Source organism: Streptomyces sp. NPDC030799 (assembly GCF_055572255.1).
In genome coordinates this window covers 248,738-260,270 of the sequence record NZ_JBVIDS010000009.1, presented here as the reverse complement: position 1 = coordinate 260,270, position 11,533 = coordinate 248,738, and the positions used below count along the sequence as shown (strand labels likewise).

At 68.7% G+C, this 11,533-nt stretch carries 5 protein-coding genes and 2 pseudogenes; 2 read left to right on the top strand and 5 right to left on the bottom strand.

Annotation, left to right across the window (positions count from 1 at the left end; all coding sequences use genetic code 11):
• The first annotated feature begins 25 nt into the window (after positions 1-25).
• On the top strand, positions 26-4,720 hold the full coding sequence (locus ACZ41I_RS23810) for a DEAD/DEAH box helicase (RefSeq protein WP_468514989.1): 4,695 nt from the start codon (positions 26-28) through the stop codon (positions 4,718-4,720).
• Positions 4,721-4,734: 14 nt separating this feature from the next.
• A pseudogene (locus ACZ41I_RS23805) lies at positions 4,735-5,196 on the top strand (transposase); the annotation flags it as partial.
• Between the two features lie 61 nt (positions 5,197-5,257).
• Here ACZ41I_RS23805 and ACZ41I_RS23800 read toward each other — a convergent pair.
• The 5 genes and pseudogenes from ACZ41I_RS23800 to ACZ41I_RS23780 all read right to left on the bottom strand — a co-directional run bounded on the left by ACZ41I_RS23800 (position 5,258) and on the right by ACZ41I_RS23780 (position 11,490).
• Positions 5,258-6,196, bottom strand: coding sequence for a hypothetical protein (locus ACZ41I_RS23800; RefSeq protein WP_468515041.1), 939 nt, complete (start codon positions 6,194-6,196; stop codon positions 5,258-5,260).
• Positions 6,197-6,637: 441 nt separating this feature from the next.
• Positions 6,638-7,090, bottom strand: a pseudogene (locus ACZ41I_RS23795) (TniQ family protein); the annotation flags it as partial.
• 13 nt (positions 7,091-7,103) lie between these two features.
• Entirely contained in the window at positions 7,104-8,387 is a 1,284-nt protein-coding gene (locus ACZ41I_RS23790; RefSeq protein ID WP_468514988.1) for a TniB family NTP-binding protein, read from the bottom strand.
• Positions 8,384-10,669: a transposase gene (locus tag ACZ41I_RS23785; RefSeq protein ID WP_468514987.1), complete on the bottom strand. Its 2,286-nt coding sequence runs from the start codon at positions 10,667-10,669 to the stop codon at positions 8,384-8,386. Before ACZ41I_RS23785 ends, ACZ41I_RS23790 begins: the two co-directional genes overlap by 4 nt.
• Positions 10,669-11,490 (bottom strand): TnsA-like heteromeric transposase endonuclease subunit, encoded by an 822-nt coding sequence (locus ACZ41I_RS23780; protein ID WP_374114684.1) that lies wholly within the window; start codon positions 11,488-11,490, stop codon positions 10,669-10,671. The genes ACZ41I_RS23785 and ACZ41I_RS23780 overlap by 1 nt, the downstream gene beginning before the upstream one ends.
• Positions 11,491-11,533: the final 43 nt, after the last annotated feature.

The following is an 11,533-nucleotide window of genomic DNA, read 5'->3' as shown; positions in this document are numbered from 1 at the left end:
GCCAACCGTCACATCGGAGCCTCCCGTGCACAGCCTCGACCCGCTCGCCACCTCCACCATGATCAGCCACACCTACCGCCGCTACCTGCGTTCCCTGCTGCCCCTGCGCGAGCCCAGCCTTGCCGAGGCACTCGCCCACGCCATCGACACCAGCCCGCTGCTCACCAAGGGGCCCCTGCTGGAGGCCACCCCCGCCTACGCGCTGGGCGCCAGCCTGAACGAGCTCGTTGCAGAGGGCGTACTCGACCCCGCGTTCCAGCAGCTGACCGGCCCCGCACTGCCCGGTGACCGTCCCCTGTACCTGCACCAGGAACAGGCGCTGCGCAAGGCCGTCGCCGGACGCAACCTCGTCGTGGCCACCGGCACCGGCTCCGGCAAGACCGAGAGCTTCCTCCTGCCCGTCCTCAACGCCCTCGCCGCCGAACACGCCCGCGGCACCCTCGGACCGGGCGTCCGCGCCCTGCTGCTCTACCCGATGAACGCCCTGGCCAACGACCAGATGAAGCGACTGCGCCGACTGCTCGCCGACACCCCTCACATCACCTTCGGCCGCTACACCGGCAACACCAAGGACGATCCGCAGCGCGCCGCCGACACCTTCGAGCAGCTCAACCCCGGCGAACCGCGCCTGCCCAACGAACTGCTCAGCCGGCGCGAGATGCGCGCCACACCGCCCCACATCCTGCTCACCAACTACGCGATGCTGGAGTACCTGCTGCTCCGCCCCCAGGACATGGACCTCTTCGAGGGAGAGCAGGCGGGTTCCTGGCGGTTCGTCGTCGTCGACGAGGCCCACGTCTACGACGGAGCGCGCGGTGCGGAACTCGCCATGCTGCTGCGCCGCTTGAAGGACCGTGTGGGGCAGGGGCGGGAGATCCAGGCCATTGCCACCAGTGCCACCGTCGGCGCGGAGGAGAACCCGGCCGCCGTCACCGCCTTCGCCCAGGCCCTCTTCGATGTTCCCTTCCGGTGGGACGCGAGCGATCCCGCCGCCCAGGACCTGGTCACCGCCACCCGGGTAGGGACACCCGACGGCCCGCACTGGGGACCGCTGCCGACCACCGAGTACCTGCGCCTGGCCACGACCGCCGACCCTGAACCGGAGATCGTGTCGGCCGCGCGCATGCACGGCCTGCCCGCTGGCACGGCCGCGGCCGCCGCCCTCGCCGCAGAGGCCGGCACCGCGGCTCTGCGCCGGGCCCTAGCCGACGGACCCCGGCCCGTGAACGAGATCGCCCGCGACGTCTTCCCCGGTGACCCCGTCGGACCCGCGGCGGTCACCGCGCTCATCCAACTCGCCAGCCAGGTGACCGACACCGACGGCGCTCCCGTGCTCTCCGCCCGCTACCACCTCTTCGCACGCGCCACGGAAGGCGCCTTCACCTGCCTCGACCCGGCAGGCCCCCACCTCGACCTGGCCCGCCACGAGACCTGCGCGCGGTGTGCCCGCCCCTCCTTCGAACTGGGCGCCTGCCGCCGCTGCGGTGCCGTACACCTGCACGGCACCTTCACCGGCAAGGGGGCACAAGCCCGCCTCGCACACCGCAAGTCCCCCGACAGCCCCCACACCTGGCTGCTCCTCGACGGGGACGGCTCGGACACCGGCGCCGACGAGGACGACGAGACACTCGGCGACAGCGCCAAGGGCGGCCTCAAGGAACGCAGGTTGTGCACCCGCTGCGCGGCCGTGCACCCCGCGGCCACGACATCCTGCACCGCTCCCGGATGCGGTGGCACCGAACTGCGCCGCGTCCACCAGCTAGACACCCACGAGGGCACCCCGGCCGCATGCCTCGCCTGTGGAGCGCGCGGTCACGGAATGATCCGCCTGTTCGAGGCGGGCAACGAGGCTTCGGCCGCCGTCCTCAGCACCGCCCTCTACCAGGCGCTGCCTCCGGTGACCGACGGCCCGGCCGCCGCACTGCCCGGACAGGGCCGCAAGCTGCTGTTCTTCAGCGACAGCCGACAGGCCGCCGCGTACTTCGCGCCCTACCTGGAGGACTCCTACACCCGCATCCAGCACCGGCGCCTGATCACCCAGGCCGTCCGGCAAGGCTGCTCCGACCCCGACGAGCCCTTGCACATCGACGACCTCGTCGCCCACACCGTCCGCGCCGCCGACCGCGCCGGAGTCTTCCGCCGCAACGACTCCCGCCAGGCCAAGCAGCGCGAAGTGGCCCTGTGGGTGATGCAGGAAGTGCTCAGCCTCGACGACCGTCAGTCACTCGAAGGCCTCGGCCTGCTCCGGATCGACATCGACCGCGAGCCCTTCTGGCAGCCGCCCGCCGCCCTCACCTCACTCGGCCTAACGGACCGCGAGGCATGGCTGCTGCTGCAGGAACTCCTGCGCACCCTGCGCAACCAGGGTGCGCTCACCATGCCCGAGGACGTCGACGCGGGCGACGAGGCGTTCGCCCCGCGCAAGGGGCCCATCTGGGTCCGCTCCCAGGGCTCCGAGGCCAAGCGCAGGGTGATCAGCTGGCTGCCCAGCGCCGCGAGCGCCTCGAACCGACGCGTCGACTACCTCGTACGCGTACTCGACGCCCTCGGCCACCAGGGGGAACGACGGGCCACCGCCCTCGATGTCCTGAACCGCCTGTGGACCGACCTCACGACAGGTCACCTCGCCGACTGGCTGCCGTCCGAAAGCCAACCGGGGATCGGCGTCGTCCGCCGACTCGACCACGCCTGGCTGCGGTTGCGGCCAGTGACAGCGGACAGTGATCCGCAGTACGCCTGCGACCGCTGCCGCCGCATCACCGCCGTGTCCGTGCGCGGTGTGTGCCCGACGCTGCGCTGCACAGGACGCCTGGAGGACTTCAAGCCGTCGCCCGAGACGGACGAGCACCTGCGGCGCCTCTACCTGACCTTCGACCCCGTGCCCCTGCGCGCCCAAGAGCACACCGCGCAGTGGACCGGGGAGAAGGCCGCCGAGATCCAGGGGGAGTTCGTCCGAGGGCAGGTCAACGCCCTGTCCTGCTCCACCACCTTCGAACTCGGCGTCGACGTCGGTGAACTCCAGGCCGTCGTCCTGCGCAACATGCCGCCCTCCACCGCCAACTACGTCCAGCGCGCCGGCCGCGCCGGACGCCGCGCCGACTCGGCCGCGCTCGTCCTCACCTACGCGCAGCGGCGGCCCCACGACCTCTCCCGGTTCGCGGAGCCAGAGCGGATGATCGCCGGGGAGGTACGGGCCCCGATCGTCCCCGTCGACAACGTCAGGATCGACCGCCGCCACGTCCACTCCATCGCGCTCGCCGCCTTCTTCCGTGCCATGAAGGACGAGCGGGGCCGGATCTGGCGCAAGGCGGGAGAGTTCTTCCTTCCCGACGACACCACCGGCGAGATCGCCGCCCACACGGTGCGCGACTGGCTGACCCCCGTCCCGGAGAGCGTCATGGACTCCCTGCGCCGAGTTCTCCCCGACCAGGTCCAGAAAGAGATCGGCATCGACTCCGGCGACTGGGTTGCCGAACTGGACCGACTCCTGCGTGCCGCACAGCAGATCCTCGACCAGGACGTCACCTCGTACAGCGAACGCCGCGAGCAGGCCGCGGCCGCCCGCAAGTACCGGCAGGCGGAGATGTACGAGAAGGTCATCCGCAACCTCACCCAACGGGAACTGCTCGGTGTCCTTGCCAACCGCAACGTGCTGCCCAAGTACGGCTTTCCCGTGGACACCGTCGAACTGCGCATTCCCCAGGAGGGCGGCGCCGTCTCGGGGCAACTCGAACTCACCCGTGACCTGAGCGCCGCCGTCTACGAGTACGCCCCGGGGGCCGAGATCGTGGCGGGCGGCCACCTGTGGGCGTCAGCCGGCGTCTACCGGCTGCCGGACCGCGAACTGATCAGCCGCCACTACGCCGTGTGCGCGGCCTGCGGCCGCTACCGGGAGGCCACCGAACCCGTGGACCCCTTCTGCGCCGCCTGCGGCACGCAGTCCGCGGCCGCGCAACGCCGGTACGTCGAACCGGTCTACGGTTTCGTCGCCGCGCGCGGCCCACAGCGCCGCCCGGGGCAGACGCCGCCACGACGGTCCTGGTACGGCGACGTCCACATGTCCACCGACACCGCCGACCTCCAGGAAGGCGCGACCGCCTTCGTCTCCGGCCACACCACGCTCTGGTCGGCGGGCACCCGGGGAGAGATGGTGGTCGTCTCCGAGGGGCTGGCCGGCGCCGGGTACCAGATCTGCGACTGGTGCGGCTGGGGCCGTCCGCACGCACAGGCCGGGCCTCCGCGCGGCGGACACCCGCACCTGCTGAAAGACACCCAGTGCACGGGCCCCCTCCGCGTCGTCTCTCTCGCTCACCGATACCAGACCGACTTCCTCCAGATCCATCTGGACCCGCTCACAGCCTTGACCGCCACCGCGGCCCGTCTGCGCTCCGGCCTGTACGCACTGCTCGAAGGCGCCGCCGCGCAACTGGAGATCAGTCGTGACGACATCGACGGCACGGTTCACACCGGCACCGACGGCATGCCGTCCCTGCTGCTCTTCGACACCACTCCGGGGGGCGCGGGCAACGCCGTATCCATGGGCGAGCGGCTCGAACCGGTTGTCTCTGCCGCGCTTGCCCGGGTGGCGGCCTGCGAGTGCGGCCCGGAGAGCAGCTGCTACGCGTGCCTGCGGAACTTCCGCAACGAGCGCTTCCACGAGCTGCTGAGCCGCCGCGAGGCCATCGCACTCCTCGATGCCCTGTCTGGCAATGTGAGCTGAAGGGATGAGACGCGATGTATGCGCCGCTGAACCGCAACAAGACACTGACCTGCCTGGCCGGGGCCGAACCGGTCACCTAGGCCGGACGGCCACAGGTGCAGCGGCTGCAGTTCTTCATGTCCGGGGCGCGTTGCAATGCTGAGAAGGTCAACGAGGTTCCTCTGGGGCTGTTGCTGAGCGACCGTCACACCGCCCCGCACGCCCACGGAGTGCTGGTCGTGGACGACTCCGGTGACCGCAAGGACGGCACCGTGACCGCCTTCACCGGACGGCAGTGGCTGGGGCGGCTGGGCAAGACCGACAACGGCATCGTGACGGTCACCACGCTGTGGGCGGACGAGCGCCTGCACTACCCGCTGCACGCGCTGCCCTGCAGCCCCGCCCGCCATTTCCCCAAGAAGCGCAGCGACCCGGGCTTCCGCACCAAGCCGCAGCTGGCCGCCGCGGCAGCCATCCTGGCCGCGCGGGCCGGCGTCCCGGATCGGTGGGAGCCCGAGGGTGAGATCCCCTCGGGCCACCCGACTGGATGACCGTTGGTTATCTGCCTGCACCCGAGTCGATGAACCGGGCGAGCTGTTGGGCATATTCGGCGAGGAGTTTCCGTAGATCGGCGTAGTGCCGAAAGGTATCTGGCCGGACGAGGTTGTACCATGTGGTGTTGCGGCGAAGAGCCCATTCGCGTTGGACGTCTTGAGGCTGTTCGGCCTCGATGGGGCGTGGGGCGAAAAGGTGCTCGCCTTGTGTGACCTGTACCCAGATGTAGACGGAGGCGTCCTGGCGTTTGCGGTCGCCGATCGGTGGCCGGATGGGGCCGGGAAGCGGTGGCAACTCGCTGACCAGGGCGTCCCATTCGTCCGGAGGAAGGGCCCAGTCCCTGAGCGCCTCGCGTCGGCGCTGGTAGTCGATGAGTGGTCGCCGGGGTGCTCGGAGTTCGGCACCGAGCTCGCGGAGGACTCGTTCGAACTCGGCTGGACTGCGTCCTGCGCGCTCCCAGCGTTTGAAGTCGGTGTTGGTTCTGAACCGCACCAGGCTTGGGGTGATGCCGAGGTAGGCCGCGGCCTCGTCGAGGGGTCCGCCTATGGCCCATTGGACGAGCCGGACTGCAGCGGTTCGGCGTAGCACCTTCGGGGCAATGCCGGTAATAGGTGCGAAGAATCTTTCATACCAGTCCCGTTCCAGGTATGCGGGGATGTGTTCTGGTCGGTAGTCGTCCCGCAGTGGTGCTCGGAATCCCTGTGGGCCGCCGATTTTGCGGTAGGTGCGGGTCAGGGGTTCGGCTGCGTCTCGGAATCGTGGTGAGCACGAGTTTTCATGTCGGGCGTTGATGCGTACCCAGGGCGTACGTGTCGGCCGTTCCCCGGGGGTGTGGACGAGGTGGGAAAGGTGTTCGGACAGATCGTCTGCTTCGAGCAAGGCGTGTGCGGCGCGTAGGAGTCCGGCACAGGCGATCGGGTCACGGGGCGGTACATCGCGCAAGCGAGAGTGCTGCGAACCGTTGCTGGTACTCGAATTCCCTGAAGCGGAGTGGACGTACGCGGCCACATGCCCGGCGAAGGTGGTGTCGAGAAGATGTTGCCCTACTGGCCAAGTAGTAGCGATCAGTGCGGTGGCCAGCCGGAGATCAGTGAAGTACTCGGATGCGTCCGAGGCCGGAGTCAGCGGTTCTAGGCGGGCAAGCAGGGACTGCTGGAAGCGAAGGATGTCCGGTGTTGGGTGTGGCCGACGGTAAGGTTTTGTAGCAACTCGCTGATCGAGTCTGCCGCCGCAGGCGCGGGACTTTCGTTTCCGGGTTGGGGTGCCGAGCGTCCACCGGCATTGCGCTGGGTGCAGGGTGTGATCGTTGGCCCGCTCAATCAGGCGCCCTGATATGGCGCGCGGCTGCCCACAGCGCGGGCAGCTTGCTTCCAGATAGGTCTGGTGTTCTACGCAGCTGAAGACAAAGGGTAGGTGCCATAGTTTGCGCCAGGGACCGCCGTGGAATCGCTGGGCTGGGGTGCAGTCGCCCGCCAGACAGGTGGGGCAATACCGTGGGGAGCCGACGAAGAGCCATGGGTCCGGCCTCTGTCCCGGTCCCGGTCCGGACACGGAAGACCAGGCGATGGGGGGATACCGGTCTCGCCACTGTGTCAGTGTCAGTGCCGACACTTCCTCGGCTGTCTGGCGGGTCAGTCGGGCGAATCCTTGGGCCTCCGGCCCAGTGAGATTCAGCAGCAGACTGCCTGGGATGTGATGGGCTTGGACGCGATCGGTCCAGCCCGCCGCACGGATCAGTTGCAGAGGCGGGAGGCTGAGGCGATGCCCTAGCCGAAGCAGGTAGCTGACAAGGGACTCTCCTGAGGCAGGTTCGAGACTCCGGGGCAGTGGATGCATCGTGGCTTCTCCGTCAGGCGCCCGCGCGGGAAGCCGGGCCAGGGTCATCGAAAACGGTGTTCCGGGGTCGTTTCGCCTGCGTGGGCTTCTTGACGGCGGTCCGCGGGGCGGCCGGGATGACGGGCTCGTCCGGCGGCTGCTCGGGCTCGTCCCGCCGGAGCACGATCTCGTCCAGCAGGCTCTCGTCGATCATTTCCTTCCCGGAGTCCATGGCTTCCTGGGCGCCGTCTTCGAGCAGGCGTCCCAGCAGGCCGATGACACCGCCGGTGCGACGCATCAAGTACTCCGGCATACCGCCGCCGGTGAGCATGCCCTGCGTCGCGTTCATCAGCCGCAGGTGCTTCTCGATTCCCTTCAGGTGATTGACGAAGGCCGCGATCTGTTTCGGGGTGGTGTAGCGGAACCGGTCGATCTCGATGAGCTCGAAGCGGTGTTCCGTCTGGGTGACCTCCAAACCGTGGATGCGGGTCGACTCCAGCGGTGGCATCTCCCATTGCCGGGTCTTCTTGTTCCACTTGGCCTCACGCAGCAGCCCGATGCCGGCGATGTTGACGCCGGTCAGGATCAGAGTGACGTCCAGGCTCATAAGGGCCCGCATCAGGTCGAGGACGTCCTGGTCGTCGGCTCTGTGCATCCGCAGCCGGCTGATGTCGTCCAGAATCAGAGCTTTGACGCCATGGTCGTAAAGGGAGTCGGCGACCTGCCGTACTAGTTCCGGCAGCGTGGCCGACTTGCGCGTCGGGGCCCGGAAGAAGCCTAAGATCGACGTGCAAAGGCTTTTTGGCGTTGCTGTCACCGGGGTCGAGACATAGACGACCGGTGCGTGGAGATCGCGGGTGCCCGGCAGAGCCTGGGGGTTGAGGTGGCTGTGGAGTTCAAGCCACTGCTTTTCGAAGACGGCCCCGGCTGAGCAGACAGACGCGGTTTTGCCGTAGTTGCCCCAGCCGCTGATCATGACGCCGGCGCGGGTCGGGTCGTTCTTCTTCCTCGTGTTGCCGCTCAACCGGCGCCGGATCAGCTTGCCGACCTTGTCATGCATGGGGGTGTCCTGCAGCGGGAGGTTCGCGTTCGTCAGCTCCCGGTAGAGGTCGTAGTCGTACCGGCGGCTCTCAGGGAGCATCGACCACTTTTGCGGGGAGATCGTCGGAGCGGGGACGAGTAGGTCGTAGTGGGTGCGGTAGTGCTGCCAGCCAACGTAGGTGTCGAGGGGCGGGCGGCTGCCCAGGATCAGCTCGGCGATCCTGGCTCGTGAAGGCAGACCGTCCAGCGGATCATCGTGAGAGAGGGCTCGGGTCACGTGTGGTCCTCCTGGACAGGTGTATCGGCTTCCGAGTCGTCGGGGGGCGGAAGCCGGAACATGGGACGCCGGTTCAGGGCCTCGTGCAGCGTTGCCGGGGCCACGGGCTTGACGTCGGCGAGGGCTTCTTCGCGTCGTCGACGGCGGTCGGCGTCGACCGCGTGGTCGATCGTGCGGGCGTGCTCGGCCCAGGCCGCGGGCATCTCAGCCGGAGCTAGCTCATCCGCGATGGCGGGTGCGGCGGGGCGGTCAGCGGCCGCAGCCTGTGCGCGGGTGATCTCGCGGGCTTGGGCGACGCGCTGCTTCTTTCCGGCCTTCCTCTTGGCCTGGCTGGGCCATTGGTCGACTGGGGTGACCGAGCTGAGGATCCCGAGTAGATGTTCCAGGAGCTCGCTCTCGGAATGGATCCTGATCTTGTTCGCCCTCACGCGTGTCAGCAGGGCGTCGGCAGTCTTGTCCGAGAAAGCAGGGATCTCACCTTCGGGCGGCAGTCCTCTCCAGCGCAGAATGTGCCAGGTCTCGTGGTCGGCAGGGTCCTGGAAGAACACCTGCCGGCGGTCCCTCCGGTCACTGCGGACAACCCACTTGCCCGCGTGTTTGCCGCCCCGGGCGGAGGGTTGCTGGAAGCGCGGCTCGTCGAAGACCGGGTGGTGATACCAGAGCCCGAGGATCTTCACCCCGCGACGAGGATGGATCTTCACGTGGTGTTTGCGCAGGACCTTGTAGTAGAAGCTCGGTTCGGGGAAGTCCAGGTCGAAGCCGCCCTGTTCCATCGCGGCAGCGAACAGGGTGTTGGGGCTGTGGTCTTCACCCGGTGCCCAACTCGGGGCGTATTCGCCTAGTTTACGGTTCTGCCAGATCTGGACGATCCAGGTCGCGATGATGTGCTCGGCTTGCGCGAGCGTGAGGCTCGCATCGCGTTCCGGGTCGGCCCCGCGGTCCGCGACGTCACCGCCGGTGAATCCCAGCAGGTGCTCGAAGAGCATGGTCTGGATGGTGAGGAACTGGCGCTCGACCGCGAACTTGTCGGTCTGCCGCAGGACGCGAGCAGGCAGGATCCGGCAGCCGATCTCCGTTTCGGCTTCCACCAGGTCGTGATTCTTGTAGGGGCCGCCGTGGTCGGTGGTGACCGTCTCCGGGGCAAAGAACGGCAGAGCGGCGACCCGGTGCCCGGTGAACTCGGCGATCACCTCGGCCGGCACCCCTGCGTAGGGCCATTCCATGTCCTCGCCCCAGCCGTCCCGCATCGGAAGCGGCAGCATCACGTCCCGCAGCAGCATCGCGATGTCGACCGAGGTGTCGGACTGGAGCGTGAGCCGGAAGGCCGGCAGCCCGTGCGTGTAGAGATCGAGTGCGAGGGTCAGCGTCGCGGTGATCGCGTCGCCGAACACGGTCTCGCGCAGCTTCACCGGCATCGGGGTCGAGTCCAGCACCAGAACCTGGCCCGGCCGGTGGACCACCATCCGGCCGGAGACCCCGGCCTCCGCGGCCGCCTCCGCCGTCCGCCCGTAACGCGGCCGGGCTCCGCCGGGCCCGAACCACTCCTTCCAGACGGCCGCGAGCGTCCAGCGTGAAGGGATCTTCTCAGTGGGAAACGTCGGGAACCGCTCACGCATGTACTGGTGCATCAACCGGTGCTTGGCACCCTGGCTCAGGCGGGCGCCTGGGCCGCACTCGGCCTTTACTGCGAAGATCGCCTCCCGGACCTCCTTCGTGATGGTGCGGTGCCCGCTGCGTCGCCGCGTCCAGCGCCCGTCCGCGCAGGCCAGCAGGAGACTGTCGCCCGCCAGTCCCGACAGACGTACCAGCGTCCGGTAGCTGAGGTGCTGCAGACCGCACCGGACCGCCTCCGGACGGGGCATCGCCTCTATCTCCGCAGCCTTCGCGTACCGACGCTGAGTCAACGTCGTGCCGTCCGGGTCGTAGGCCGGCCGGGGCTCACCCGGCAGGGCCCGAGCCGGGTGGCCCTCCCGGAACCCCGTCTCGGCCTCCAGCACGTGCGCCGCCCGCAGCCGGGCCCGCTCTAACTGGTCCTTGGTCAAGTCGGCCAGTGTCCTCGGCTGCCGGGCGACCGGCGGCGGGCGCCCTGACTCGACTGCCGGAAGAAGCCGCAGGTCAGCATGGTTGATGAGCCAACGGAACGAGTGGGTCTCCGCGCGGCCGTCGTCATCTACGAGGACGAGCCGGCCGAGTTGACCGTGGACGTCGTCAACCGTCCACTCGACGCCATTGAGCGCGACCCGCCTACCCGGCGCGATCTGCAAGAATCGCCTCGCTGCCATCACACCGCCCAGATCAGTGAGCTGTGGCGCAAGGGACTGCCCAGGTCAACGCCGAGCTCGCGGTGCCAGAGCAGCCGGACGATGTTCGCCCGGCCAACGGAAGGCACGCTGGTCGCCTCCGCCAGGTCGGAGAACGTCATCGCCTGCCCCTTCTGCCCGCTGATAGCGGTAAGCAGCTGCTCGCGCATGCCGAGAAGGTCCCTCGCCGGCCGCCGGCGCGAGGACAGGTGGTCAAGGACGCTCCAGACATGCGGTCGCCAGCCCGCGACCACCGAGTACCGCCAGCCGCAGGCAGCCGCCACTTCCCTGGCCGCCGCGAACTTCAGCGCGTCCTCTTCCTTGATCAGCTCCATCGGGCGGACGTCCAGCAACCACATCCCACCGCCGATCACGGCCAGGAAGTCCGGGATGTGCCAGGCACGCCCGCCCGCATGCTCGAAATCAAGCCGGAACGGCTGCGACAGCACTTCCGATGCCCTCAAGAAGTCCAGCGCGACCAGCAGGCTCACTTCCTTCAGCGACTCGAAGCCATGCTTCCCGCCCGCTGACGCCATCGCCTCCAGGCCGGGGCGGTGCCGCTGCTTCGCCCGCCACGTGAACCCCCGCATCGGCCGGGACGACATCACCGGTACGTGAGCCATATCCCGGACCGGCCAGCAGACCTCGTCGGCGCCCACCTGCCACGTCGAACTCCACCGACGCGGCCAGTCGTCCCCGAGCCGCAGCCGATCCCGCAGTCCGGCGTCCCCGTCGTACGCCGTGACAAGGTGGTCCAGCTGACTTGAATCCGACGGGATCTTCGCTCTCGCTGCCTCGCCCACTCATCCAGAGAAGCACCACTCAACCGGCGACGGGGGCGTTTCG